Source organism: Allorhodopirellula solitaria (assembly GCF_007859855.1).
In the GTDB taxonomy this organism is placed as follows: domain Bacteria; phylum Planctomycetota; class Planctomycetia; order Pirellulales; family Pirellulaceae; genus Rhodopirellula; species Rhodopirellula solitaria.
In genome coordinates this window covers 1-25,000 of the sequence record NZ_SJPK01000007.1, presented here as the reverse complement: position 1 = coordinate 25,000, position 25,000 = coordinate 1, and the positions used below count along the sequence as shown (strand labels likewise).

General features: G+C 59.6%; 25 protein-coding genes and 1 tRNA gene (1 of these 26 cut by a window edge). 17 read left to right on the top strand and 9 right to left on the bottom strand.

Translation table 11 applies throughout. The features are described 5' to 3' along the window. On the bottom strand, positions 1 to 108 hold the 5' portion of the coding sequence (locus CA85_RS14505; protein ID WP_146392060.1) for a shikimate dehydrogenase. Its footprint begins 723 nt before the window's first position; only the first 108 of its 831 coding nucleotides appear in the window; the start codon lies at positions 106 to 108; its stop codon lies beyond the left edge, outside the window. A 151-nt stretch (positions 109 to 259) separates the two neighbouring features. Between CA85_RS14505 and CA85_RS24965 the strand changes: the two genes are divergently transcribed. Both CA85_RS24965 and CA85_RS14500 read left to right on the top strand, forming a co-directional pair. Continuing rightward, positions 260 to 1,162 carry a hypothetical protein gene (locus tag CA85_RS24965; protein WP_186774954.1) on the top strand — a complete coding sequence of 301 codons (903 nt, stop codon included), beginning with the start codon at positions 260 to 262 and terminating at the stop codon, positions 1,160 to 1,162. Further along, the gene (locus CA85_RS14500) at positions 1,062 to 2,345 is read left to right on the top strand and encodes an acyl-CoA synthetase family protein (RefSeq protein WP_186774953.1); all 1,284 of its coding nucleotides are present in this window, start codon (positions 1,062 to 1,064) and stop codon (positions 2,343 to 2,345) included. Before CA85_RS24965 ends, CA85_RS14500 begins: the two co-directional genes overlap by 101 nt. On the opposite strand, the gene panB is transcribed toward CA85_RS14500, so the two are convergent. From panB to purM, 3 genes are all read right to left on the bottom strand, one after another. Then, positions 2,342 to 3,148, bottom strand: coding sequence for a 3-methyl-2-oxobutanoate hydroxymethyltransferase (gene panB / locus CA85_RS14495; protein WP_146392058.1), 807 nt, complete (start codon positions 3,146 to 3,148; stop codon positions 2,342 to 2,344). The genes CA85_RS14500 and panB overlap by 4 nt on opposite strands. A 9-nt stretch (positions 3,149 to 3,157) precedes the next feature. Next, positions 3,158 to 3,388, bottom strand: coding sequence for a hypothetical protein (locus CA85_RS14490; RefSeq protein ID WP_146392057.1), 231 nt, complete (start codon positions 3,386 to 3,388; stop codon positions 3,158 to 3,160). Positions 3,389 to 3,465: 77 nt separating this feature from the next. After that, positions 3,466 to 4,530 carry a phosphoribosylformylglycinamidine cyclo-ligase gene (gene purM / locus CA85_RS14485; RefSeq protein WP_146392056.1) on the bottom strand — a complete coding sequence of 355 codons (1,065 nt, stop codon included), beginning with the start codon at positions 4,528 to 4,530 and terminating at the stop codon, positions 3,466 to 3,468. A 118-nt stretch (positions 4,531 to 4,648) separates the two neighbouring features. Between purM and CA85_RS14480 the strand changes: the two genes are divergently transcribed. From CA85_RS14480 to CA85_RS14470, 3 genes are all read left to right on the top strand, one after another. Further along, a complete protein-coding gene (locus CA85_RS14480; protein ID WP_146392213.1) occupies positions 4,649 to 6,739 on the top strand; it encodes a RecQ family ATP-dependent DNA helicase in 2,091 nt (696 codons plus the stop codon). A gap of 147 nt (positions 6,740 to 6,886) precedes the next feature. After that, positions 6,887 to 7,522 carry an imidazole glycerol phosphate synthase subunit HisH gene (gene hisH, locus CA85_RS14475; RefSeq protein WP_146392055.1) on the top strand — a complete coding sequence of 212 codons (636 nt, stop codon included), beginning with the start codon at positions 6,887 to 6,889 and terminating at the stop codon, positions 7,520 to 7,522. Then, positions 7,519 to 8,127, top strand: a complete 609-nt coding sequence (locus tag CA85_RS14470) for a hypothetical protein (RefSeq protein ID WP_146392054.1) — start codon at positions 7,519 to 7,521, stop codon at positions 8,125 to 8,127. Before hisH ends, CA85_RS14470 begins: the two co-directional genes overlap by 4 nt. 117 nt (positions 8,128 to 8,244) lie before the next feature. Here the strand turns inward: CA85_RS14470 and CA85_RS14465 are convergent, their stop codons facing one another. Then, positions 8,245 to 9,186: a glycerophosphodiester phosphodiesterase gene (locus CA85_RS14465; protein WP_146392053.1), complete on the bottom strand. Its 942-nt coding sequence runs from the start codon at positions 9,184 to 9,186 to the stop codon at positions 8,245 to 8,247. 273 nt (positions 9,187 to 9,459) lie between these two features. On the opposite strand from CA85_RS14465, the gene CA85_RS14460 reads away from it, so the two are divergent. Beyond that, complete coding sequence (locus CA85_RS14460) at positions 9,460 to 10,458, top strand: sugar phosphate isomerase/epimerase family protein (protein WP_146392052.1); 999 nt, start codon at positions 9,460 to 9,462, stop codon at positions 10,456 to 10,458. On the opposite strand, the gene CA85_RS14455 is transcribed toward CA85_RS14460, so the two are convergent. Next, positions 10,415 to 10,699, bottom strand: coding sequence for a YidH family protein (locus CA85_RS14455; RefSeq protein WP_146392051.1), 285 nt, complete (start codon positions 10,697 to 10,699; stop codon positions 10,415 to 10,417). The two genes, CA85_RS14460 and CA85_RS14455, sit on opposite strands and share 44 nt — an antisense overlap. A 9-nt stretch (positions 10,700 to 10,708) precedes the next feature. Further along, positions 10,709 to 12,205 (bottom strand): Si-specific NAD(P)(+) transhydrogenase, encoded by a 1,497-nt coding sequence (gene sthA / locus CA85_RS14450; RefSeq protein ID WP_246112810.1) that lies wholly within the window; start codon positions 12,203 to 12,205, stop codon positions 10,709 to 10,711. A gap of 98 nt (positions 12,206 to 12,303) precedes the next feature. Here sthA and CA85_RS14445 point away from each other — a divergent pair, with 98 nt between their 5' ends. The 11 genes from CA85_RS14445 to CA85_RS14395 all read left to right on the top strand — a co-directional run bounded on the left by CA85_RS14445 (position 12,304) and on the right by CA85_RS14395 (position 20,974). Next, positions 12,304 to 13,179: a carbon-nitrogen hydrolase family protein gene (locus CA85_RS14445; RefSeq protein ID WP_246112809.1), complete on the top strand. Its 876-nt coding sequence runs from the start codon at positions 12,304 to 12,306 to the stop codon at positions 13,177 to 13,179. Continuing rightward, complete coding sequence (locus tag CA85_RS14440; RefSeq protein ID WP_146392049.1) at positions 13,176 to 13,520, top strand: rhodanese-like domain-containing protein; 345 nt, start codon at positions 13,176 to 13,178, stop codon at positions 13,518 to 13,520. The genes CA85_RS14445 and CA85_RS14440 overlap by 4 nt, the downstream gene beginning before the upstream one ends. A 301-nt stretch (positions 13,521 to 13,821) precedes the next feature. Continuing rightward, on the top strand, positions 13,822 to 14,457 hold the full coding sequence (locus CA85_RS14435; protein ID WP_146392048.1) for a 50S ribosomal protein L25: 636 nt from the start codon (positions 13,822 to 13,824) through the stop codon (positions 14,455 to 14,457). Beyond that, positions 14,454 to 15,023, top strand: coding sequence for an aminoacyl-tRNA hydrolase (gene pth, locus CA85_RS14430; RefSeq protein ID WP_146392047.1), 570 nt, complete (start codon positions 14,454 to 14,456; stop codon positions 15,021 to 15,023). Before CA85_RS14435 ends, pth begins: the two co-directional genes overlap by 4 nt. Before the next feature lie 66 nt (positions 15,024 to 15,089). Next, positions 15,090 to 15,527: a 30S ribosomal protein S6 gene (rpsF, locus tag CA85_RS14425; protein ID WP_146392046.1), complete on the top strand. Its 438-nt coding sequence runs from the start codon at positions 15,090 to 15,092 to the stop codon at positions 15,525 to 15,527. 82 nt (positions 15,528 to 15,609) lie between these two features. Next, the gene (gene ssb, locus CA85_RS14420; protein ID WP_146392045.1) at positions 15,610 to 16,128 is read left to right on the top strand and encodes a single-stranded DNA-binding protein; all 519 of its coding nucleotides are present in this window, start codon (positions 15,610 to 15,612) and stop codon (positions 16,126 to 16,128) included. A 113-nt stretch (positions 16,129 to 16,241) separates the two neighbouring features. Beyond that, positions 16,242 to 16,787 (top strand): 50S ribosomal protein L9, encoded by a 546-nt coding sequence (gene rplI, locus CA85_RS14415; protein ID WP_146392044.1) that lies wholly within the window; start codon positions 16,242 to 16,244, stop codon positions 16,785 to 16,787. Between the two features lie 38 nt (positions 16,788 to 16,825). Beyond that, positions 16,826 to 16,909 (top strand) — tRNA-Leu (locus tag CA85_RS14410). A gap of 96 nt (positions 16,910 to 17,005) precedes the next feature. After that, positions 17,006 to 18,409, top strand: coding sequence for an outer membrane protein assembly factor BamB family protein (locus tag CA85_RS14405; protein WP_146392043.1), 1,404 nt, complete (start codon positions 17,006 to 17,008; stop codon positions 18,407 to 18,409). Between the two features lie 74 nt (positions 18,410 to 18,483). Continuing rightward, positions 18,484 to 19,977 (top strand): RtcB family protein, encoded by a 1,494-nt coding sequence (locus CA85_RS14400; RefSeq protein ID WP_391564863.1) that lies wholly within the window; start codon positions 18,484 to 18,486, stop codon positions 19,975 to 19,977. A 94-nt stretch (positions 19,978 to 20,071) separates the two neighbouring features. After that, complete coding sequence (locus CA85_RS14395) at positions 20,072 to 20,974, top strand: sugar phosphate isomerase/epimerase family protein (protein ID WP_146392042.1); 903 nt, start codon at positions 20,072 to 20,074, stop codon at positions 20,972 to 20,974. Between the two features lie 293 nt (positions 20,975 to 21,267). Here the strand turns inward: CA85_RS14395 and CA85_RS14390 are convergent, their stop codons facing one another. Together CA85_RS14390 and CA85_RS14385 are read right to left on the bottom strand one after the other, a co-directional pair. Continuing rightward, positions 21,268 to 23,319: a vWA domain-containing protein gene (locus CA85_RS14390; protein WP_246112808.1), complete on the bottom strand. Its 2,052-nt coding sequence runs from the start codon at positions 23,317 to 23,319 to the stop codon at positions 21,268 to 21,270. Next, a complete protein-coding gene (locus CA85_RS14385) occupies positions 23,316 to 24,278 on the bottom strand; it encodes a DUF58 domain-containing protein (RefSeq protein ID WP_146392209.1) in 963 nt (320 codons plus the stop codon). Before CA85_RS14385 ends, CA85_RS14390 begins: the two co-directional genes overlap by 4 nt. Between the last annotated feature and the right edge of the window lie 722 nt (positions 24,279 to 25,000).

The following is a 25,000-nucleotide window of genomic DNA, read 5'->3' as shown; positions in this document are numbered from 1 at the left end:
ACAATCGATTTCGGCGGACTCCAGCCCGGATTCCAAGGCGAATTGCGTCGGGTTGCCCGCGATGGGGTGCCCGATAATTGCGATAATCGGTTCAGTCGTCCCGTCCATGTTCAGACTCGTCTCGAAGCAGGGAATTCGTGGGTGCTGGTGAAAGGGCTGTGGAATCAGAATAAACAATGCCGCTGCACTCAACGGTAACGTATTTCCTCATCGCGCCCAATCTGGCCAGTAGACAACTTCACTCGCAACGGACTCTGAGATGCCCCAGCTACCGATTGATCTGGAGTGTCTCGTCTCCGCGCAGCTCACCGGACCCAGTTGTGGTCGGATGTTTCTCTATGGGCTCATTTTGGTGTGGACACTGACGAAACCCGATCGCATTTCCCAACTTCTTTGGACTGTGTTCGTTATCGTCGCTGGGTACATCGGTCTCGGGGTGATCCACGGTGTCACCGAGACGCGATCGATGGCGGCTAACGGATATTTCTCGGGGAGTGTCTGGACGCGAGATTCCACGCTGGCTCACGCCTGGGTGCTCGCGGCTCTGGTTTGTTTGACCCAGGTATTGGTTCAATTTCGTGAGCGGAACGTGCGTTTCACGCGGCAAATGTGTCAGTTCATGATTGCGGACCTGATGATGATGACGACCGTGATTGCGATTTTCGCCGCAGCCGTGTTGTGGACGCCTCTGATTCAACACGGGCCAAGTTTTTGGCTCGGGATGCTGGTCATTGGTGCGGTGGTGCCCACCCTCGTGATCGGCTTGCGTTTCGATGGCGGCTCGTCAGGATGGGTGCGGTGCAGCGTGGCAGTCGCTGCGGCGGGATTGCTCAGCCTGGGATTGGGATGGGCCGAAAGTCGTCTGGTGCAGCCGGGAAAAATCGACTTTGCCGAAGCAGCGGTGCGGTACGGGTGCTTGATCGCCGCTATGATGACACCTCGATTGATCGAGCAATCCGTCACGGCAGCCCATCGGTGGTTTGCGAGCCGATTGCATCTATTCCGCATCCCTCGCCACAGGCGACCGGCGTTGGATGCCGACCGCTTTGAAATCCTACCCGATGCCCAACCTGACCCGCCCCGAATGCCGCGATCTCCCTCGCGACGAGCTGACCCGACTGCAGCTCAGCAAGCTCAATGGACTGTTGACCTCATCGCGTGAGCATCCGCTGTATGCGTCCGCGATAACCGATTGCCCGCTCCCGCTTCGCGGACTCGACGAGCTGAATCGCCTCCCGTTGATGGGCAAGTCCGATCTCTTGGCGGTCACTCCGGGTGATCCCGGACGCTTGTTTTCGCTGCCGAAGCAGCATTACACGCGTTATCACCAAACTTCGGGATCGCGAGGTTGGCCGATGCCCGTGCTCGACACGCCCGGTGATTGGGCGTGGTGGTTGGAGTGTTGGCAGTACGTGCTCGACGCGGCAGAAGTGACGAGCGAGGATATCGCGATGATGGCGTTCTCGTTCGGTCCATTCATTGGTTTTTGGTCCGCCAATGACGCCTTGGTCCACCGTGGCACGCTCGTCGTTCCGGGCGGCGGGCTAACCAGCCAGGCACGATTGAACTTGATCGAGCAACAGCGATGTACCGTGTTGTGCTGCACGCCAACCTACGCGCTACACCTGGCGAGTGTCGCTGCAGAACATTCCATCGAGCTGGCGAAGAATCCGGTTTCGCGAATCATCGTTGCCGGCGAGCCCGGCGGTAGCGTGCCGGCAGTGCGGCAGGCGATCGAGTCCCAGTGGCAGGCGCGGGTGATCGATCATGCCGGCGCCAGCGAACTGGGAGCGTGGGGGTTTGCCAGCGCGGACGATTCCGGGTTGCATATTATTGAATCGGAATTCATCGCTGAGTTCCTCGTCTTCGACTCAGCGAGTGGCGCAGCCCGGGCGGCGCAGCCCGGTGAACTGAGTGAACTCATCATGACCAACCTCGGACGGTATGGTGGGCCGGCGATCCGTTACCGGACGGGTGACATCGTCCGCCCGCAGTGGGAACACGATCATCCCTGCGGATTCGTTCATCTCCCCGGCGGCGTGCTCGGTCGCGCTGATGACATGATGGTGATCCGGGGGGTCAACGTATTCCCGAGCAGCATCGAAGCGATCGTGCGAGAGGTCACTCCCACCGCCGAGTTTCGCATGATCGCCACCCGCTGTGACGAGATGGACCAACTGCGGATCGAGGTTGAAGACGCTGAATCGGTGGCGACAGAAACGCCGTTAGCGGATCTGCTCCGCGACCGCTTGGCACTCCGCATTCCAGTGACCATGGTGGCACCGGGCAGCTTGCCGCGGAGCGAGGGTAAGTCACGACGGTGGGTGGACGAGCGAGAAGCCTAAAAACTTTCCGCGTCGCTTGGGAATCCCCCACCACGGACCTCGTCCCGGTAGCCGGTGGCTGCCGCGCCGAGGGCGCTGCCGAGGTCAGCGAATTGGCGGGTGAATTTGGGGGTATAACCCGACGTCAATCCGACGATGTCGTGGGTCACGAGGACTTGACCTGAAACGCTGCGTCCGGCGCCGATTCCGATCGTGGGAACGGTCACCGCCTCAGTGATCGCGGCCGCGACAGCAGCGGGCACGCACTCGATCAGGACAGCGAACGCGCCTGCGGCTTGGGCGGCCTGGGCATCGGCGACCAATTTCTCGGTATCGCGTTGCAACCGGTAGCCACCGTCGACATGAATGTTTTGCGGACGCAGGCCCACGTGGGCCATGACCGGTACACCCGCGGTAACGATGGCTTCGATGCGATCGGCCTGTTCCGCGCCACCTTCGAGCTTGACCGCATGGCAGCCGGTTTCCTTGACCACTCGGGCGCTCGCTTCGATGCTGCGCGTGATCTCAATCTGGCCCTCCGGGAACGGCAGGTCGACGACCACCAAAGCTCGTGAGGCAGCCCGGCCGACCATCTCGGCGTGATAGATCATTTGATCCATCGTTACCGGCAGCGTCGTGTCGTGACCCTGCACGACCATGGCGAGTGAATCGCCGACCAACAGTACGTCGATTCCCGCTTCGTCGAGGATTCTCGCGGTAGGGAAATCGTAAGCGGTCAACATCGTGATCGCTTCGTCGCGGTCACGCATGGACTGCAGCGAACGCGTCGTCACCCGTTTAATCGGTTCTTGCTCAGCAGGCATCGCGACGGCTCAGGACAAGTCGTCGGCAGGGGAGTTTGCGTTTCGCTGCGACCAGCGGAACAGCATCGCGGCAGTGGCGACCACGATCACAGCAACGTAGGCCCACGCGTGTTGCGGTTCGGTGACATAGTGCCAGAGCGAATTGCCTTGACCGGCCGCGGAGTGACCATGTCCTTCGTGCGCCATCACTAGGGTGGCCGAAGCAATACTCAACAGGGTGGCAGATAGAATGCGGGCCACGGTGTGCTCTCTCTCAAATAGGAAGGGGGGAAGAACGGTTTAGAACCAGACTGATAAAGCGATGAGCGGCAACCTCGTCATTGGTCAGTATAGTGAACACGGCCGGTGCCCGGGGTGATCTCGCCGATGCGATGGCAATCGATACCGAGTGATTTCATCTTGGTTGTGATACTGCCAGCATAAAAGTCGTTGACGACGATCGCCATCCCGATTCCCATATTGAACACACGCCGCATCTCCGACGTCGCCACCGAGCCCTGCTCTTGCACCCAAGTGAAGATGGGATGCGGTGTCCAAGACGCGGGGTCAATGACCGCGTCGACGCCCGTGGGCAAGATGCGATCGAGATTTTCCTCGATCCCACCACCGGTGATATGCGCGATCCCATGCAGGACCTGCTTGACGCGGTAATGCGACTGAATGGCTCGAATCGCGGAGGTGTAAATGCGTGTCGGTTTCAAGCAGACCTCGCCGAGCGAATCGCCACTGAATGCTTCCGGGCAGTCGTCCCAGCTCGCACCGCTGTCGGCGATGACTTTGCGAACCAGCGAAAATCCGTTGCTGTGCAGCCCTGCCCCGGCCAAGCCCAGCACCACGTCGCCCGGTGCGATTAAATGCCCGTCGATCAACCGCTTGCGTTCGACCACGCCGACGGCAAACCCCGCCAGATCATAATCGTCGGTGCCGTAGACATCGGGCATGATGGCCGTCTCGCCGCCGAGCAAGGACAGGTCACCGGCAACGCAGCCATCACTGATTCCAGAAACAATCCGCTCCAACCGAGCGGGGTCATCGCGTCCCATCGCGACGTAGTCCAAAAAGAATAGTGGCTCGGCTCCGGTACAGATCAAATCGTTGACGCACATCGCGACCAAATCGATCCCCACGGTGTCGTGCCGATCGAGGGTTTGGGCGATGACGAGTTTTGTGCCCACGCCGTCGGTCCCGCTGACGAGGACGGGTTCCTCGTAATTGCGTGCGAATAGCTTGCCGTCGAAATCGAGCCGAAAGAGTCCCGCAAAGCCGCCGTCGCTCGGCATCACGCGTGGGCTGAACGTGCGGTGCATCAATCGCGGCAATCGGCTCATCGATTCCGCGTAAACGTCGAGGTCGACGCCAGCGTCTTTGTAGGTCGCAGCCATGGGAAGAGGCAGAGGGGGAGAAAGGGGAGTCGGGGTGAACGAGTGCGGGGGAGAATGCGCGGAATCCATTCGCAGTGGCTCTCCTCTAGGCCGCCTATCATGACGCCCCAGAGTGTCTATGACGAGGGGCGGTGTCCATGACGAGGGGCGGTGTGTGCCCGTCGGCTGGGCGGCTATCATAGTGAGCGTGAACACCGCTGAGCATCAGAACGCGTACCCTGACCAGGAGGAGACCCGGTCGCGATGGCAAACCGCCGATGAATTGCTCGCCGAACGGTTTGGTCACCCCCGCTGGCTGCCGGCCCAGCGGAAAGTGGTCGACGCGGTCCTACGCGGCCAGAATACGCTCGCCGTGCTGCCGACCGGACACGGCAAAAGCCTCTGTTACCAGCTCCCCAGCCAGATCTTGCCGGGGCTCACGCTGGTCATCTCGCCCCTCGTTTCGCTGATGAAGGACCAGTGCGAGTCGCTGGCTCGCAAGGGCATCGAGGCGTTGCGAATCGATCAGACGATTTCGGCCACCGAGTTCCAGCAAACATGGAAAAAATTGCACTCTGGGCGGGCGAAACTGCTCTATCTCGCACCCGAACGGTTCTTCAACGAGCGTTTTCCGGCCCAGCTCGGCGGGCTGCCAATCTCGCTGCTCGCCATCGATGAAGCCCATTGCATGAGCCAGTGGGGGCATCATTTTCGCCCCGACTACCTCCGCATCCCCGAACTGGTCGACCGTTACCAGATCGGACAAACGCTTGCCCTGACAGCGACCGCTACGCCGATCGTGGTGCGAGACATCCGCAAAGCCTTCTCGATCAATACCCAGCACACCGTTCGATTGTCGCCCCACCGGAGCAATCTGCGTTTGCAGTGTCGTGTCGTCGAGAGTGATCAGCGGGACCGGATGCTGTTGGAACAGTTACCGGCGGGACGCAAACGCCGTGGCGCTACGCTGATCTACGTTACCCGCCGCAGCACCGCCGACCAGCTCGCCGAATCCCTCTGCGGCGAAGGGTTCGAGCCCTTGGTCTATCACGCGGGGCTGTCGCCGGCGCAGCGCGACGACGTCCAGCGTGAATTTCTGCAATCGCCCAACACGATTCTGATCGGCACCATCGCATTTGGAATGGGCGTCGATAAACCAGACATTCGGCGCGTGATTCACTACAACCCGTCCCAGTCAATTGAGGCTTACAGCCAAGAGATTGGACGTGGGGGACGGGACGGGAAACCGTGTCAGTGCGAAACGCTGTATGTCCGTGGCGATGAAGTGGCGCTGGCGAATCTCGCGGCGGGGGATCTCCCCAGTGTCACGTCGCTGCGAAGCTTGGTGGAAAGATTGCAGGGCCAACCCGATCGTTTCTACCTCTCGTTGGGAAAACTCGGCTGGGAAATCAATCTTTCCACTCCTGCCTTGGCCACTCTCATGATCCGGCTGCAAGGGCTCGGGTACCTGCGGTGCCTGCCGATGCGCTACGACACCTACCGGATCACACCCCGCTTCACCAACGACGTGATCACCGACCGCTGCCGCCCCGAACATGCCGATGCCGTGGCCGCGGTTTTGGCGTCGCTCGCCAAGGGGCGCCGAGGCTTCCGCGTCAATTTGGTGGTCACCGCCGAGCAATACCGAATCGACCGCGAGCATCTGATCGCAGCGATCGAACAGACCGCAATCGCGGGGTGGTGGACCGTGGATGCAGCCGATTCGATGCACGGCTACGAACGGGCCAAGCCGATCAAGCGTCCCAAGAGCCTCATTGAGACCCTGCGTCGACACGCGATGGAGCAGTTCGAGCAGAACCGAGAACGGGTCGATGATTTGACTTGCTTCTTGCAACAGCCGGACTGTCTCGCAATCGGGCTGGCCAAGCATTTCGGACACCGCCGCACCCGGCCCTGTGGTCGCTGCAGTGCGTGCTTCGCCAGCGGATCGGCGGCGACAGCTGACTCCGCCATGGCCGGGGCCTCGCCCGACCGGGATGAGCCAGCGGTGGGCGGTGGTTCGATTGGGCGTTCGGCCATCGCGGCGATGGAAAACGCGATCAAACGGCACCCTGACCTCTTTTCAGATCCGCTCGATCAAGCCAAATTCCTATGTGGATTGAGCACTCCCTTTTTTCGCCGGTTTCGGTTAGCCCAAGATCCTGGTTATGGTGTCTGTGTGGATGTCCCCTTCCAACGCGTGCTCTCAGCCTGCCAGCGAGAGGCATGAAACAAGGACGCATGGGACGAAAGAGCAGAGAACCGGACGATTGCTCGGTCTGTGGTCAATCCACTCCACCGGCAGTGGGCTGGCGGGCCACTCGTCCACCGCATGCCACCCTCCAAAACCATTCCCACTCCAAAGCCAATCAATCACATGATCACGATCGTCGACTATCAAATGGGGAATCTCCGCAGCGTCCAAAAGGCGGTCGAGCGAGCGGGCGTGCCCGCGACGATCAGCAGCGACCCCAGTGAAATCGCAGCGGCCGAGCGATTGATCTTGCCGGGTGTGGGCGCCTTCGGTGACGCCATCGCCGAGATCCGCAACCGCGATCTGGAATCGCCGATCAAAGATTTTCTGGCGGCTGATAAACCGTTCCTCGGTATCTGCTTAGGACTGCAGATGCTCTTTGAGCAGGGATTCGAGCACGGCACTCACGAGGGCCTCGGCGTGATCCCCGGTGACGTCGTCAAATTTTCCTTGCCGCCGACCTACAAAGTGCCGCACATGGGTTGGAACACTGTCGGCATCGGTCCCGCCGGAGCCGACCTCGGTATCGCCGCGCAAACTCACTTTTACTTTGTGCACTCGTACTTTGTGCGGCCGACCGACCCCAGCGTCGTGGCGCTGACGTGTGACTATGGCGGTCCATTCTGCGCCGCGATTCGCCGCGGCAATCTGTTGGCGACCCAGTTCCACCCCGAGAAGAGCCAGCAGGCAGGATTGCAGCTGATCGAACGTTTTGCTCACGGCACCCTGATTTCCAACTCCACCGCGAACTGCTCATGAATGCCAAGACCGAACCCGATATCGATCCTGCGGCCCAGGCCCGCCCATCGACGCCCGCCGACCACCGCCTCCGCACCGATGACGGCAAGTGCAGCGTCGTGTTCTCATGGTGTGCCGATCGCTATGCGCACGTGATTGAGTCGACCGACGGATCGCGCCTCCTCAGCGTCGAGGGCACCCCCGCAGACGACTGGCCGTCCTCGGCGACCATCTCGCAGCTATCGACCGAAGTCATCGATGGTCGGCCGACCGTGTTGGGCGTCGGCAGCAGTGGCACGACTCACTTCAGCGTCAGTGTCCAGATGGAGCTGACCGGCAATGCCGGACCCGCCCTCCGATTCGACTGGGCCGCTCGCCTTGCCAGACCGCTCAGCGCAGCCGATATCGCCAACACAGCCGCCTCTTCGGAAAAACAATCGCTCGCGTGGCTTGGCAGCACCTACCATTCACCCACCGGCACCCCCGCGCACTGGAACATCGAAACGATCGCATCGACCTCGATGGAGCAGGATTCGGATGACAGCCGAGGGAAGCTGAGCCTGCAGCCGACATCGATGGATGACGTGCGAACGGTCGAGTGGTCCTATCGGATCAAAATTGGCTAAGCTCACCTTCCCTGATTTTGCGAGCCAATTGCCGGGACAAAGAATGCTCTGAAGTTCCGGTAGGGACGATAGACCCATGCCGAGGATGCCAATCCCCGGAGGCAATCGGAAACGTGTTCACTCATCTACGTGAAGTTGGTCGAGCGTCTGAATGAGCTTTGCGGGGGCATCGCATAGAATGGACTCCGGGCGATAATGCAGCAATGGACGGACTTTCTCGGGTGTTCCGGAGGTTGCGTCGAGATGGATTTTCGCTCCGCGGGCGCGAATTTTGGTCAGCAGCGCAGGGTTTGCGGCGATCCATTTCACCTGAGGTCGCAGGAAATCCACTTTTGCCTCCAGGAACGAATCGAGGAGCTTTCTTTTGCGGAGGAAGATGAGTGTCTTCAGGGCAGGCATCCGCTCTTTCAATTGTTGTAATTGCTCCACGCTTTGTACCGCTGCGACCGTGCGTGCGGGCTCGCCGAAGGTAGAAACGGATGTCTGGATGCGATCGGCATAGACCTCTCCTTCTTCTTTCAGGTCCAATTGGACCTGGACGCGTCCCTTGCAGGCCTCCAATACCTGATCGAGCGATGGGATCCGCTCGGAAGCATAATCGGCACCAAACCAGCTCCCCGCGTCGAGCGCAGACAGTTCGGCCCAGGTGAGATCGTTGATACGCCCGGTGCCATTGGTCGTGCGGTCAACCTTGGCGTCGTGAATGATCACTAGCTTGCCATCACGCGACGTGCGAACATCGATTTCGACAGCGTGCGCTCCTGTCTCGATCGCTCGTTCAATGGCCGCCATCGTATTTTCGGGGCGATCGAGACGTGAACCGCGATGGGCAACAATCCGCTCGACACTCTCAATCGCAGCGGTCCATTCCGCGGAGGATTCCGCGTCAATCGCAGGCGGTTCCGCTTGGCACGGCACGATTCTTCCCCCGATGAAGAGCCCGACCAGGACAACGAAAACGGCCAGGTGCGCCGACCGAACGTGGAGAGGCCTTTGACCTCCGCCGAGACGCGACCGCAGGCTGCTGTCGATTCGGTATCGATAGGAATGTGTATCCACGGTGCTCAATGCTCCGGTGTTGGCAGTTGCGGGCAAGGATGCCGCCCAACTTGACGCTCGCGCAGGACGCTCCTCGAGTTGGTGAGTTTACCAACAATACAATGCCAGTGCGGCTTCACGCTGCAAAGTCGTCTATCGTCCCAGCGGGGGCTCACTCACCGACAACGGTCTCGCGAGGGACGAAAACCCATGCCGGGGAAGCCCAGCCCTGGAGGCAATGATGGAGTAGAATACGTCGATTCCTTCGAGACACTCCTTGATTTTGGACCCGCCATGTCGCCTACCCATCCCCGCCGCGATTTCCTTGCCGCCGCCGCTGGAACCGGCTTGCTCGGCGCAGCCGCACCTCGGTTGGTCGCCGACGAACGAGCCGATGTGCCTGCGAAGGCTGAGCCGGTCTCGCTCAAGCTATCGCTTAACACCAGTACGATTCGAGGACAGAAACTCTCGGTGCCGGAGCAGATCCGCGTCACGGCCGACGCTGGTTACGATGCGATCGAGCCCTGGATCGGCGATCTGCGAGGGTATGTTGATGGCGGTGGAAAGCTCGCTGATCTCCGCCGCCAACTCGATGGAGCTGGTATCGGTATTTCCGGGGCGATTGGGTTTGCCAAGTGGATTGTCAGTGATGACGCCGAGCGTGCTGCGGGGCTGAACGAGGCCCGCCGTGACATGGAGATGATCCGCAGTCTCGGTGGCGTCCGCATGGCGGCGCCGCCGGTCGGTGCTCACACGGCCGCCACGCTTGCCGATTCGGGACCGATTGAGCTGCAGGTCGTCGCCGAGCGGTACCGTGCCTTGCTCGAGGTCGGTGAGGAGATGGGTGTCACCCCGATGTTGGAGCTATGGGGTTTCTCGCCCACGCTCAGCCGTTTGGAGGAACTCGCCTACGTCGCCACGGCGACGGCGCATGATCGCGCCGCGCTGCTGCCGGATTTCTATCACATCTATAAAGGCGGCAACGACATGGCCTCGCTGGGGATGATCGAAGCCTCCCGAATGCCGCTCTTTCACATCAATGATTACCCCCACGATCCGCCGCGCGAGACGATCGCCGACAATGCTCGCGTCTTTCCCGGCGACGGGGTGTGCCCGCTCGTGGACACGATCGCCATGCTGCTGCAAAACGGGTTCACGGGCACCTTCTCGCTGGAACTGTTCAACCCGCGGTACTGGAAACGACCCGCGGAGCAGGTTGCCAGGGAGGGCTACGAAAAATCACGAGCGGTCATCGATTCAGCTTGTCACCGTGTATCCGAGCCCGTTGCTTGAAAAAGAGTACGACACCGACGATGAACAGGATCGCGCCGATGACCAATAGTCCGACGCCCAAAGCGAGCCTGCCTCGCGTGTCACCGAAAAACTTGATCACCGTCGCGCCCGTCCCGGCGATCATCAGCGACGTTCTTGCGTACGCCAGCAGCGTGCGTTCGTTGGCGAGATGGGTGCGAATCAGCGCCAGTTCGTTGCGGCGATCGGGGGCCGCGGGCGCGGGCTCGGTTGATGTTGGCATGCCAGAAGATCAGAATAAGCGATTGATGCCATTGAGCGCTGCCACACGGTAGGCTTCGGCCATGGTGGGATAGTTGAACGTCGTTTCGATGAAGTAATCGACTGTATTGTGTTGGTCGGGTTGATTCATGATGGCTTGGCCAATGTGAATGATCTCCGAGGCATTGGCACCGAAACAGTGTACCCCGAGGACGCGTTTGGTCTCGCGGTGGAACAGAATTTTGAGCATGCCGACGGTGTCGCCCGTGATCTGAGCCCGGGCGAGGGAGCGGAATTGGGATTGTCCGACTTCGTAGGGCACGCACTGTTCGGTTAGCTCCCTTTCGGTGCTGCCGACGGTGCTGATTTCAGGGCTGGTGTAGATCCCAGCTGGAATGTCATTGAGTCTCAGGTTGCCGCTGGTGTGCCCGAGCATGTGCATGCCGGCTGCGCGTCCCTGTGTGTAGGCGGCGCTCGCCAGGGACGGGATCCCGATCACGTCACCGACGGCATAGATATGCGGCAGGCTGGTTTGAAACTGTTCGTTGACATCGATTTGGCCCCGGCGGTTGGCTTCGAAGGGAAGATGCTCCAGCCCGAAGTCGTCCGTGTTTCCCTGCCGCCCGTTGGCCCAGAGGAACACATCGGACTTCAATACCTTGCCGCTCTTAAGATGCAGCACCACGCCATCATCGCAGCCCTCGATCCGGTCCATCGCTTCATTGTGCCGAATGATCACGCCTTGGTCGCGGAGGTGGTAGGACAGCGCGTCGGTAATTTCATCGTCGAGAAACTCCAGTAATTTCGATCGGGTGTTGACCAAGTTGATCTTGATGCCGAGGTTGCGGAACATCGAGGCGTACTCCGTGCCGATCACGCCCGCACCGTACACCGTGATCGAGCTCGGTTTCTCCGCCATGTCGAGAATCGTGTCGCTGTCGTAGATTCGGGGGTGCGTGAAATCGACGTTAGCGGGGCGGTAGGGTCGCGAGCCCGTGGCGATTACGAAGTGGGCCGCCGTGACCGGTTTGTCATTGTCGATCGAAACCGTGTGCTCGTCGAGAAAACGAGCTTGACCGCGATGAATCGGCACGTCGTTGCGGTCATAGAATGAGCGACGCATCGAGACCTGGCGTCCGACGATCGCTTGAGTGCCGCGGCGAAGCTGCTCCATCGTCGGCGAGATGGTTACCCCGAGTTCTCGCATCACCGGATTGGAGAGCGCCCGCATGGTGCTGGTGATCGCGTAGCGGAACGCTTTGCTGGGAATTGTGCCCCAGTGGGTGCATCCGCCGCCGATCAGACGGTATCGTTCAGCGACCCCCACACGCCATCCCCGCTTGGCCACTTGCATCGCTGCTCCCTCGCCGCCCGGTCCCGTGCCGATCACAAAGAGATCGTAGTCGTACTGGTCGCGTTGGGCCTTCGGCATCGGCAGCGGTGCGGGATGCGAGTTTGCTGGTGACTGAGAGTTTTCGGTCTCGGTTTCGGCCTCAGTGGCGTCGTGCGGTTTGTTGGACGAGCTCAATTTCGAACTTTCGGTTTATTGAAACGATGAAATAGTGAAATACGGGACATGTCCGGCCCGGCAGGATTCTGGTTGAATCTAGCGAGTGAGGTAGACTTTTGAATTCCGCCAACCCCCCAGGTTTTACGATGTTGCTGGCCTGCGTCCAGACCGATGTTCAATTTGCTACCGTTGCGCCGAACGTGCAAACCGTAGTCAATACGCTCGAGCAACTCGGGCGCCAAAAAGTTGACTTGGCTGTTTTTCCCGAGTGCATGCTAACCGGATACGCCTTCGAGAGCCGCGCCGAAGCCGCCGCGGTTGCGGTCCGTGAGGACGGCCCCGAGCTCGCAGAAATAATCGCTGCCTCCGCGCGGACCGGTGTGGCCCTGACTCTGGGGACGGTTTTGCAGGTCGAGGATCGCTTGTTCAACGCAGCTCTGTTGATCGATGACAGCGGGATTGTCGGGCGGTATCACAAAATTCATCTGCCCCATCTCGGTGTCGACCGCTATGTCGACCGCGGCGAGATCCCCTACCAGGCCTGGACCCTGCGCCGCAGCGGAGCACGCGTCGGGATGGGAATCTGCTACGACAGTTCGTTCCCGGAACCGATGCGAGTGCTCGGTCTCGACCGCGCCGATATCATTGCCTTGGGAACGAATTGGCCGGTCGCCGCCTCACGCACCGCTGAGCTCGTGCCGCCAGCGCGGAGCATGGAAAACCACCTGTTTTTCGTTGCCGCCAACCGCGTCGGCAGCGAACGCGGATTCGACTTCTGCGGTCTCAGTTCGATCTGTGGTCCCGATGGCGTCGAGCTCGCCCGGGTGGCCGATGATGAGCCCGCCGTGTTGATGGCGGAAGTCGAATTGCAGGCCGCTCGGAACAAACGAATCGAGCGGACCCCTGGCAAACATGTCATCGACCGGTTTGCTGATCGCCGCCCCGAGTTCTACGATAAGATCACCGACCATCTTTCTGAAAGCGAAGAATGAACGATTCCGACGAATTCCCTATCGAAATTTCTGTGGCGCAGCTCGACGAGATGCGGCAGACCGATGACGCGTTCATCTTGCTCGACGTCCGTGAACCTCATGAATACGAGACGGCAAAGATCGAGGGCTCGCGATTGCTGCCGATGAGCGAACTGCAGGCCCGGATCGAGGAGTTGCTTCCCCACCGTGACGACCATCTCGTCGTGCAGTGTCATCACGGTGGCCGCAGCATGCAGGTCGTCCAGGCGCTACGGCAAGCCGGGTTTTCGCGGGTGCAGAACCTCGCCGGTGGGATCGATCAGTGGTCGATCCAAGTGGACTCGGCGGTCCCGCGATACTAACGAGCCAATCAGACAGCAGCCCGGCCCGAGGGAGGCGAATCCTCTGGAAAGGTTTGCCAGCGGCCTCGCCGGGGAGGGGCAGAACCCTTTTGGGAAGCGTTTCAACGAGCTTGGCAGGGCGCTCTCGGGCGAGCCCATAACGATCGCTCGAGCCGCCTGTGAGGGTGCCCTGACGGACTTCTGAGCAGCTTACCCGGCTGGCGGCCGACTTTGGGCTTGCGGCTGCGCACAAAATCGCCATACTGCCGTGCTTCTAAAAATCCACAACCCACCTACCATTTTTGTCAGACCGGTTCCCGCCATGACGGACGTCATTCAAGCCACCAAACGAGACTCTACCGGTACCGCAGCGACCATCCGATTGCGTCGTGCAGGAAACGTGCCCGCCGTCCTCTATGGTCACGGGGAAGCCAACGAACATCTTTCCATTTCGGCTGACCAAATCAGAGGATTGCTTCGGCATCACTCCAAGACCATCAAGCTGACTGGCGATGTCAACGAGACCGCCCTGGTTAGCGACATGCAGTGGGATGCCTTGGGCATCGAAGTGCTGCACTTGGACCTGATCCGCGTGAATTTGAAAGAGAAGGTCGAAGTGACCGTGACGATCGAGACTCATGGTGAGGCTCCCGGTACACGGGAAGGCGGCATCTTCCTGGAAAATATCCGCGAAGTCGACGTGCGTTGCTCCGCTGGGGCGATCCCTGACAGCTTGGTTCTCGATATCAACGAACTGCACCTCGACGAGCATGCCACCGCTGCCGACTTGCAATTGCCCGAAGGGGTGGAGTTAATCACCGACCCTGAGTCCGTGATCGCTCACATTGAAGCTCCGCGGGCGGAAGTCGCCGCTGAAGAAGAGGGAGTCGCCGACGGTGCCGAGCCTGAAGTCATCAGTAAGGGTGGTGGCGAAGGCGAAGAAGACGAAGAGGCGTGAAGTTAGTCGTGGGGCTGGGAAATCCCGGCCGCAAGTACGAACAGACGCGTCACAACATCGGATTCATGGTCGCCGCCCAACTGTGCCGCGAGCATGGAGGGGCATCGCCCAGCAAGAAGTTCGATGGTGAAACCTGTGAAATCCGCATCGGCTCCGAGAAGACGTTGGTGTTGTTTCCGCATACTTACATGAATGCCAGCGGCCAGAGCGTTCGCAAAGCATTTGATTTTTATAAACTCAATCCCGAGGACTTGATCTTAATTTGTGACGATTTGAATTTGCCCAGCGGCCGTTTACGCGTCCGACGCGGCGGTTCAGCTGGCGGCCAGAAAGGCTTGGCCGATACGATCGCCCATCTGGGGACTGAGAAGTTTCCCAGGCTGCGAATTGGAATCGACCGCCCGCCTGCCAAGTGGCAAGTCACTGATTATGTTCTTGGTAACTTTAGCGAAGAGGAACGACCTGAGATCGATCTCGCTGTCATGCGATCTTGTGACGCGATTTCGTGTTGGATCACCGAGGGAATTGGCGAGGCGATGAGCCGGTTCAATTCCAACGCAGCATGATGCTTTCCTTCTTCCATTTCCGTTGTTTCATTTCACCCACTTTCCGATTTCCCCGCGATCTGACCCGTGGCTAACGTCAAAACCTACGAAACATTGTTCATCCTCGACAGCAATCACTACGCCCGTGACCCGGGTGGAGTGAGCAAGCAGTTAGAGGAACTCGTCGCCGCAGCCGGTGGTGAAGTGCTCGTCAGCCGGATGTGGATGGAGCAAAAGCTCGCCTATCCGATCGACAAGCACCAAAAAGGTACCTACTACCTGATCTACTTCAGCATGGAAGGCCCGAATCTGCCGACGCTGGCCCGTTCGCTCACGCTCAATGATACCGTGATCCGCGAACTGACCATCCGTCTGGACCCACGTTTGGTCGAGCCGATCCTCGCCAATGCACGTGGCGAGCATTTTGCTGGGCCTCACGGTGAAGAAGCTGCAGAGCAGGAAGGCGATAGCGACGGCGAGAATGTCGGCGAGAGCTCCGACGAACCCGCCGTTGCGGATGCCTGAACCTGACTCGCGACTGGACGCTCTCGGTTAACAGGGAGCCAATCCAGTTTTCGATGTGAGATAAACCGAGGAGACCACAGCCATGGCAAGTTTTAACCGTGTAATGTTGATGGGCAATTTGACCCGCGACATCGAGCTGCGCTATTTACCCAGCGGCATGGCGGTCTCGGAATTTGGCTTGGCTGTCAACGACAAGCGTAAGAACAGTGACGGACAGTGGGTCGAAGATGTCAATTTCTTTGACATCACCCTGTACGGACGGACGGCAGAAGTCGCCAGCGAGTACTTGTCCAAAGGCAGTCCGATCTTCATCGAGGGTCGACTCAAGCATGACACGTGGGAGAAGGACGGGCAAAAGCGTTCCAAGGTCAAAGTGATCGGGGAGCGAATGCAGATGATTGGTGGACGCAGTGATAGCGGTGGCGGACAGGGTGGCTCGGTCCGTGAACCGTCGTCGTCACCCCAACGCTATGTCAACTCGAATACCGATTCCGGTTCCCCACCTCCATCGCAGGCACCCTCCCAAGCTTCCCAACCATCGCGAGACGCTCAGCCGACCGGTAACGGTCCCGGTTACGACGAACCCGAGATTCCGTTTTAACATCGCTCGTTCACAGCGTCCGCCCAGCAGGGGCGATTGCCCCTCTGCCGACAAACACCAATTACCATTACCCCCATCCATTCGCAGTTACCCCGTTTTTTAGCCCATTCGCCATGTCCAAAGCTGCTACTCGCCGGTCCAACAGCCACTTCAAACGTTTGCCTAAGGGAGAAAACGGCGGAATTCAACTGCTGTTGATCCATAACGTCGAGCACCTCGGCAAACAGGGCGATTTGGTCGAAGTCAAACCCGGCTTCGCGATGAACTACCTGTTGCCGCAAGGCCTCGCCACGATCGCGACCGACCACCACAAACGGATGGTTGAGAAGCACCGCGAGAAACTTCGCGAAATCGAAATCCAAAAACTCAAGAGCTACCAAGATCAAGCCGACGAGTTGGCCAAGCAGTCGATCACGATCGAAGCCAATGCCAACGACGAAGGCCACCTCTACGGCAGCGTGGGGCCCCACGAAATCGTCGATTCGCTCAAAGCAGCGGACATCCATTTGGCTCAAGACCAAATCCGACTCGAAGGTCCCCTCAAAGAACTCGGCCTCTACACCGTCAAGGTACACCTGCACAGCGAAGTGCAAGCCAGCCTCAAGGTTTGGGTCGTGCCAACTGTCGCTGCTGAGACCAGTGAACCTGGGCTCGAGTAATTTAGCTCGCTGGTAGCGACAAGCTACCAGCGTCCCCCGGGGCTGTGGCGGAACTGGCAGACGCGCTGGATTTAGGATCCAGTTCCTTTACTGGAGTGCAGGTTCGATTCCTGTCAGCCCTATTGGACTACATTGAGAGGACTTACGGTAAATCACCGTGAGTCCTTTTTTTATGGTTGCTCTTTGACTCCATCCGCACGATCGACGGCATCTTCACTATGCAGCGACGCCCTCCCGTATCCGTTTTGCTGTTCTTCACCTTGTTGCTTTTCGGCTGGGTTGGCCTCTCGGGTGTCGGTTCTGCAGAGCAACCCTCCGAGCCCGCGGCGGGGGCGTGGCCGCGATTTCTGAATCGCGATTTCAGCGGCGCCGCTGAACTGACGGGCGATCTCGGCAGTGTCGCGGACTTGGATTGGCGAGCGCCCACGGCATGTCGCTGGAGCCTCCCAGTGGGCGATGGCTATGGTCTCGGTGTGATCGATCACGGGGCCTACTTTCATTTCGATGCCGCCGGCGGCCGCGAGCGATTAAGGAAAATCGATCTGCGATCCGGCGAACTGCTCTGGTCATCGACCAACACTCTCTCCTACCGCGATCTGTATGGTTACGAGACCGGGCCGAGGTGCAGCCCCACGATCGACGGCGAACAGATCTTTACGGTCGGCGTCGCGGGCGGCCTGACCGCTCGACGTGTCGAGGATGGGGAGATTCAGTGGCGCGTTGAAACCAACGAACGATATCACGTCGTGCAGAATTTCTTCGGTGCTGGATCGGCGCCGCTCGTGCTCGGCGATGCCGTGATCGTGATGGTCGGCGGCAGCCCCGAGGCGGATCAACAGATCGCTCCCGGGCGACTCGACCGCGTCTCACCCAGTGGCTCGCTCTTGGTGGCATTCCATCGTCATACCGGCGAGGAGCTGTGGAGATGCGGCGATGACTTAGCGAGCTATAGCAACCCGCGAACAATCGTCTTAGACGGTCGCGACTACGTTCTGATCTTCGCACGGGAGTTTTTGCATGTGGTCGACCCGCGACAGGGCGAGAGCATTGGCAGATTCCCGTTCCGGTCCGATCTCGTCGAAAGTGTCAACGCGATGGTTCCGATCGTCGACGGCAATCGGGTTTTGATCAGTGAGTGCTACCAGCTTGGGGCGGCGCTATTGGAGATCACGTTGGAATCGGGAGTTGCCGATCTGAAGGTCGTGTGGCGGGATGAATCTCGCAATCGCCGCGCGCACAGCATGCGCTCACACTTATCAACGCCGGTTTTGCTCGATGGGTTCGTGTACGGATGCAGCGGCCGGAACTCGCCCGACAGCGATTTCCGTTGCGTCGAGTTCGCAACGGGAGAGGTACAGTGGACTGCTCTCTCACGCCGTCGCAGCACCGCGTCGCGGATCGGAGATCTGCTCTTGGTATTGGAGGAGCGTGGGGAGCTGCACCTGGTTCGCTGCACACCGGACGGGTTCGATGAGTTTGCCAACTGGCCACTCGATACCGCTGGATCAGATCGACCCGCCATCAGGTTCCCGTGCTGGGCCGCCCCCATCATTGCGGGCGATTGCTTTCTCGTCCGCGGCGATCAAACCGTGATCTGTCTCGAACTGCCCGCTCATCCCTGAACCTTCTCGTTCCCCGTGACCTCAGTTGGTTAGCTTCTAGCCGTTTGCCGATTCCGTTTGCCCTTGGCTCTGTCATGTCTCAACCTGCTCCTGTCCGTATGATTCCGACCGGCGACGCGACAGCCATGTTGCCGACGCCAACGACTAAACCGATCACGGTGATCGCGACCGAAGCGATCCGGGAGACTTTCGATGACGTCTGTTTGCAACAGGCGATCAATTCGATGCAGGCGCCCGGTGTGACGGATGTGATTTTGAACCCGGATGCGCACCTGGGATACGGCGCCCCCGTGGGCTGTGTGATGGTCTCGCCGACCCATGTTTATCCGGGGCCGGTCGGCGTCGACATCAAGTGTTCGATGAGTCTGTTGCAATTGGATTTGCCCGCCGAGGCGATCGACGATCGCAAGACACGTCGCGCCTTGATTTCGGCCATCTGTCAACGCACCCCTACCGGCGCGGGGAAAGGCCAACGCAACGTTAGCAAGGCTCGACCGGTCAACCGCACGTTGGGGAAACAATTGGTTGTCGAGGGAGCGAGCGAGAGCGTTTGTGAGCAGTTGGGGATCCCACCGCAGTGGGCCGAGTACTGTGAAGACGCCTTTCACGTCGGCCATGATGAGACCCAAGCCGCTCTGGAAACACGGCTGAGCGATCTGCTCGAGCAGCGTCATATGAGCAATTTTTCTGACAAGATGTCCCAGCTCGGTTCCTATGGCGGTGGCAACCATTTTGGTGAATGCGAGGTTGTTTCGGTCGACGATAGCGATCGGGCCCGCGAGGTAGCCGACGTGTTTGGGCTGCGCGACAACAACGTCGCGTTCCTATCGCACTGCGGGTCGCGTGGTTTCGGTCACAATCTTGCCTCCGGCCAATTCAAGTCTTTGCAGGCCAAGTTCAAGCGTTGGGGGATCCCGCTGCCCGGAGGCGACCGCGAGTTGGTGTATGCGCCACTGGGGACCGAAGAAGCAAACGATTACCTCGACGATATGGCCTTGGGAGCCAATTTCGCGACCGTCAATCATCTGATGATCAATGCGCTCGTGCTCGAAGCGTTCCAGGAAGTGATCCCGGGGACCACGGGGCGGCTCGTTTATTTCATCAGCCATAACATTGCCAAGAAAGAGATTGTCGACAATGCGCCTGCGTGGGTGCATCGCAAGGGCGCCACGCGGGCCTATCCCGCTGGCCATCATGCGCTGCGAGAGACGCCGTTTGCCGATACCGGCCATCCGATCCTCTTGCCCGGCAACCCTCGCGATGGATCGGCCGTGATGGTGGCAGATGCGGGCGCAGCGAAGTCTCGCTATAGCGTCAATCACGGTGCGGGGCGTGTGCTCGGTCGGCGACAAGCCAAGCGGACGCTCGATCAATCGACGATCGACAGCGAACTCGACCAGCACGATATCCTGAGTAACTGCCGGCAGTACCCGATGGACGAGGCTCCCGCTGCGTACAAGGATTTTGAAGAGGTCTTGCGATCGGTCAAGAAGGCGGAACTGGCCAGCGAAGTGGCCCGCTTGAAGGCTCGGTTCGTGATCAAGGACGGCAGCAAGGCAGACGACTGAATAGGCGAAAACGTGACAACCGTGTTCGCCTCGACTATCTTCTGCAGAGTGATCTCGTTTCGAACCCACCGCCCATTCGCGCTCAGGCCTTCCTATGCAACGTCGTGATTTTCTCACCGGACTCGTCGCCGCTTCCATCGCTACGCCTACGGTACTCGCACGCGGGCCGATCCAACGTAGTGGCCCGCCGCGACTGAGTATCGCATTGGCCGCCTATTCGCTGCGAAGCTACTTTGGGTATTCCCGAGGGAAGCCGCAGCGCGTGGTCGAAGGCGGGACTGAAATCGACATGTTCGATTTTCTCGACTACTGCGTTGCTGAGGGGTTTGATGGTGCGGAACTGACGAGTTACTTCTTTCCACCGCAATGCGACGACGCGTATTTGCTATCGCTGCGGCATGCCGCGTTTACGAAGGGGTTAGCGATTTCGGGAACGGCAATCGGGAATAACTTTACTGTCGGGAAAGGCCCGCGACTTGACGACGAGATCGCTCAAGCGAAACAGTGGATCGATCGGGCTGCCGTCCTCGGTGCGCCCCACGTGCGTTTCTTTGCCGGCACGGCCCGGGATCTCAATCAGGGAACGTCCCGGCTCGATGAAGCGATTGCGGCGCTCAGCGAGTGCGCCGCACACGCAGCGACCAAGGGCGTGTTCCTTGGCGTCGAAAACCATGGCAATCTCACCGCCGCCAACATGCTCGAGATCATGCGACGGGTCGATAGCCCGTGGATCGGCATCAATCTCGATACCGGTAACTTCCATAGCGACGACCCCTATGCAGATCTCACCGCCTGCGCCCCCTACGCGGTCAATGTACAGGCCAAGGTCAGTATGAAAACGCCGGCAGGAAAAACCTATCCCGCGGACTTCACGCGAATCGGCAAGATCTTGAAGGACTCGGGCTACCAAGGCTTCGTCAACCTCGAATACGAGGACGCCGCCCCGTACGAAAACATCCCCAAGGCCCACCAAGAGCTGCGTTCGGCACTCGCGTGAGCCGGTTGGCACAGGCTTTGCTCCACTGTTGCCGTTATACCCGCATTCATGTTGGATGCGGAGAGAAAAATACCTCAGTGGAGAGTAAGTGATGTATATCGGTGGTGGAATCCTCGGCACAATCTTGTTGATTCTTTTAATTCTTTTCGTCGCGCGGCGCGTTTAGAGCTCTGTCCGATCCGGGGGAGCTACTCTGGCGAGATGAGTTGTTCTGTGTGGCGCTTAGCCACCTTGCCGGAGTGAACCGGCTCCCCGCTCCGATTAGACTTCGCCGGACGTGTGGCTTCAGCCCCTCAGTTCACGCGGCGACTGTATAGCCACCACTCGCCCAACAGTACGGCGAGCGCCAGCATCAGCAGCAATCGCCAGTACTCGTGGCGAGATTCGATACCCGCGCTGGTGGCGGACACGTTGGCGAAACCAAGCTCCACGTCTGACTTGGTCGATAGATGGCTTTCTTGGCTATCGAATAGGTTGATCGCAAACCGATCAACGACATGTTCTTGACCGCCGGTCCGACTCCCGTCTGCGCCGACGAGTTGGTAATTACCTGGCAAGCTCGTCTGGACGACTTCCAAATTACCCCCTTCGCCGACTGAAAACTCCTCCAATGGAGTGTCTTGATCCTCGGCACCGGAACGTATTAAAGCGACTTCGCGGATCACACTCTCGATCCGTACCGGCACCGTTTCACCGGGGCGATAAGACGGGGCGGCGGAGGATGCTGCCGCACCTGCGAGATTACGTAGCACGTTGAGCAAGAACACCGGCCAGGAGCGTTCGGCGTACCAGTTGGTATTGGCCTGCGTGGTACCACTGGAGTCTTCGGTAACCAGAGCAAACCCCAACACGAGGTCTCGGTAACCACCCCGCGGCGCCATCGCCATCACGGTGCCCAGGTCCGATTCGACGAGCGTGGTGGTTCCTTCGGGGCCCTCGATGCCGCGCCCCGAAAAGACCAGGAGAGAGTACATCTCCAGGTACCGCAGGAGCGGATGGGAGCGGTCGATGTCGATCAGCGTCAAACTGCTCGCTGGGGTCGTCCACTGCCAATCGTCGCTCGGCAAGTCGCCGATGGTGAATGTGTTGGTCGCCGGTAAATTGGGTGGCTGACATCGATCGAAGATCATCAGGTCGTCGTTGCCGGTGGCAGCCCGCTTTCGGAACGTCTCGGTCGTCAGATAATCGGGGCTGACGAATTCACAGGACGCGATTCGTTTCGCCTTTTCAGTCGTCAATGCAAGTTCGAGCGGGCGGTTGCCTGTGGTGACGACGAGCACTGAAACGAGTCCCGACGGAGTCAAGGCAGCGTAGGCCGTATTGTCGAGCGTCAAATCGTCCTGGATATCGAGAGTGAATCGAAGCCGCACTGCCTCGGGTGCCTCGACGGTGAACGACAGGCCGGTTTGTTCGCCCGGCGCCAGTGATATTTCTGTCGCATCGACGAGTCGCCCTTCTAGGAGCAGGGATGCGTCGGTATCGAGTGGCTGATCTCCTGTGTTGACGACCGTTGCGAACACCTCGACGTCCGTGGCATCTTGCAAACCTCGCGTCGCTGAAAATGACGTGATGGCGAGATTTTGTGTTTGAGGCGATCCGACCGCATGGTAGACCGGTTTGAGGTTGCCGAGTGGAAAGTCGGCTGCGTTGGGGAAATGACCGTCGCTATAAATTTGCAGTTCAGCGGGCATGGCCTCGGCAGCGGACTCGTCATCGTCATCGGTGGCGGATACCCGCCGTGGATTGGCCAAACCGTCTGCCGCTCGCAGGGCGGCCAAGATATCGGTGGGACGATTGGTTACGGTGCACCGGGACAAAGCATCGCGAAGTCGGGCGCGATCGGAGGTGAAGGCCTGCATGACTTCGGCCCGATCGCTGAACGTGATCAGCATGGCCGATTCGTGGTCTTGCATCGCCTCGATTCGCTCGCCGATCCGATCGCGTGCCTGTTCGAACCGAGACTGCGAGGGGCCCTCAGGGGTTTCCACTGCCGGTGCCTGCATGCTCGCGGAGGTATCGAGCAGAAATACGATCCGGCCGAGCGAACTGGTTTCACCGCGAATGCCCGGGCGAAACAATGCCACCGCAGCGAGCAGGACGGCCAGCAGTTGCAGCAGCAACAGGATGCTATTGCGGAGCCGCTGCAGCAGGCTGTTGACGTGCAGGTCTTCGATCGTGCGCGACCACAGATAAGTGCTCGGTACCTCAACGCTTTCCCGCCGAAGTTTCAAAAAGTACATCAGGATAATGCCGACGGGCACCGCCGCGAGTACCACCCACGGCCACACACCGGTCAAGGCAGGGATCCAGCTCAGTGCGGCAAGGTGAGACGGAATTGTTGTCACCGGACGACTCCACGAGAGCGGAGATACTTCGTCATGACGGTTTCAACAGGCGTATCGCTGGGTACTAAAACGTGCATGATCGATCGTTTCGCACAGTACTGGCGAGCATCGTGTAGGAAACTTTGCAGCGTCTCATGATATCGATCGATGACGTATTGATTGACAGTGATCTCTGCGGCGTCGCCGTCCTCGACATCAATCAGCCGGCGATCCCCTCGCAGTGGTGGATCCATTTCCTCTTGGGAGAGCACCTGCAAGACGAACACATCCATTTGGCGGCCGATCAGCATTCGCAGCGCCGACTCGTACCCAGCCTTGTCCATCAGGTCGGTAATCAGCACGACGACACCCCTGGAGACGCCCCGCAGGACGAACTCCTTGACCCCATCGTGCAGGGACGTGTTGGCTGCTGGATTCTGACTCGGGGCGGGTTCCAAGGTACTGAGATACTGCAGCATTTTCCACAGGCCAGCTCGCGACCGGACGACCGGCGCCGACTTACCGCCCGGACCCAGCTCCTGCACACAGACGCGGTCGCCGCGGCATAGACCGATGTAGCCGAGTGACGCAGCGAGCTGTTTGGCGACATGCAGCTTGTTGGGGGTGCCGAAATTCATCGATGCACTGGTGTCGATGAGCGCGTAGAAGTGCAGATCCTCCTCCTCTTGAAAGAGTTTGAGGAAGAGTTGATCCAGACGCGCGTAGAGATTCCAATCGATCAGCCGCAAGTCGTCGCCGGGAACGTAATTGCGGAAATCCGCAAACTCGACACTCTGTCCTTTCCGCCGGCTGATTCGCTCACCCTTCATCCGGCCTCGAAAGATCTTTCGTGAGACCAGCTCGAGTCGCTCGAGACGGTGCAGCAGGGCGGGCGAAAGCAGGGCATCAGCCTGACCGCTAGCAGCCTCCGCAATCGGCACGGGCGAGGGGTCGGTGGTCAAATCGGAGGCATCAGGCATGCTCCCTAGAATACCCGAAATCGCTACAGCCGCGTCACCGGTCGCCCCATTGTCGACCGACGGCTCTGTCCGTCGGGAGTCCCAGCCGATGTGCGCTTCGCACGAGGCGTTCACGCCTCCTATTCCACACCTCCCCCAGACCGAGGAGATCGTGCAGTTCAGAAGTTTCTTATCCTCGGGTTCTTCTCGGAATTTAGTGGCAATCATTCAGGATGCGGGATTTTTTGAGGCATGGGCTCCTGCGTCCAGTGAGCCAAAAAGGAACCCCCGGCAAGCATAAAACCACCGAGTGTTGACCGCACCACTGGCGCGCTTTCGAGCCGGATTATCCCTTCCCAGGCCCGCGTCCCCGCATTGCCTGAGTCAAATGGCGTGGACTTAAGCAGGTTGACTCGAGTTTCACGGGCATCTGTTTTCGCTTCCGTCCGGCTTGTCCGGGCGGAGCGGCAACTGCAAGCTACCTGCAAAACGCCCTCGCCAGATCGATCTCCGCTCCGGACTTGTCCCGGCGGAATCAGCGAAGCAAGTCGTGTGACCGCCGGGACAAGCCCGAAACGGAGCACCGTTTCTACTTCGCATTTTTTCGGTAGCTGCCAGTTGATTCCTCCGCCGAGACAAGCTCGACGGAAGGATGTCTCACAGGCGGCAATCGCTTAAGTCCACGCCATTCGAGCCGAGCTCTGCAGCGGTGCTGGCTTGGCAAGGGATATCTCGGTCGCCAG

Excerpts from the sequence above, each read along its gene's own strand:
- CA85_RS24965 (WP_186774954.1), top strand. The coding sequence starts at position 260 with ATGCCCCAGCTACCGATTGATCTGGAGTGTCTCGTCTCCGCGCAGCTC.
- CA85_RS14500 (WP_186774953.1), top strand. The coding sequence starts at position 1,062 with ATGCCCAACCTGACCCGCCCCGAATGCCGCGATCTCCCTCGCGACGAG.
- panB (WP_146392058.1), bottom strand. The coding sequence starts at position 3,148 with ATGCCTGCTGAGCAAGAACCGATTAAACGGGTGACGACGCGTTCGCTG.
- purM (WP_146392056.1), bottom strand. The coding sequence starts at position 4,530 with ATGGCTGCGACCTACAAAGACGCTGGCGTCGACCTCGACGTTTACGCG.
- CA85_RS14480 (WP_146392213.1), top strand. The coding sequence starts at position 4,649 with ATGACGAGGGGCGGTGTCCATGACGAGGGGCGGTGTGTGCCCGTCGGC.
- hisH (WP_146392055.1), top strand. The coding sequence starts at position 6,887 with ATGATCACGATCGTCGACTATCAAATGGGGAATCTCCGCAGCGTCCAA.
- CA85_RS14470 (WP_146392054.1), top strand. The coding sequence starts at position 7,519 with ATGAATGCCAAGACCGAACCCGATATCGATCCTGCGGCCCAGGCCCGC.
- CA85_RS14460 (WP_146392052.1), top strand. The coding sequence starts at position 9,460 with ATGTCGCCTACCCATCCCCGCCGCGATTTCCTTGCCGCCGCCGCTGGA.
- CA85_RS14455 (WP_146392051.1), bottom strand. The coding sequence starts at position 10,699 with ATGCCAACATCAACCGAGCCCGCGCCCGCGGCCCCCGATCGCCGCAAC.
- CA85_RS14440 (WP_146392049.1), top strand. The coding sequence starts at position 13,176 with ATGAACGATTCCGACGAATTCCCTATCGAAATTTCTGTGGCGCAGCTC.
- CA85_RS14435 (WP_146392048.1), top strand. The coding sequence starts at position 13,822 with ATGACGGACGTCATTCAAGCCACCAAACGAGACTCTACCGGTACCGCA.
- ssb (WP_146392045.1), top strand. The coding sequence starts at position 15,610 with ATGGCAAGTTTTAACCGTGTAATGTTGATGGGCAATTTGACCCGCGAC.
- rplI (WP_146392044.1), top strand. The coding sequence starts at position 16,242 with ATGTCCAAAGCTGCTACTCGCCGGTCCAACAGCCACTTCAAACGTTTG.
- CA85_RS14405 (WP_146392043.1), top strand. The coding sequence starts at position 17,006 with ATGCAGCGACGCCCTCCCGTATCCGTTTTGCTGTTCTTCACCTTGTTG.
- CA85_RS14400 (WP_391564863.1), top strand. The coding sequence starts at position 18,484 with ATGTCTCAACCTGCTCCTGTCCGTATGATTCCGACCGGCGACGCGACA.
- CA85_RS14395 (WP_146392042.1), top strand. The coding sequence starts at position 20,072 with ATGCAACGTCGTGATTTTCTCACCGGACTCGTCGCCGCTTCCATCGCT.
- CA85_RS14385 (WP_146392209.1), bottom strand. The coding sequence starts at position 24,278 with ATGCCTGATGCCTCCGATTTGACCACCGACCCCTCGCCCGTGCCGATT.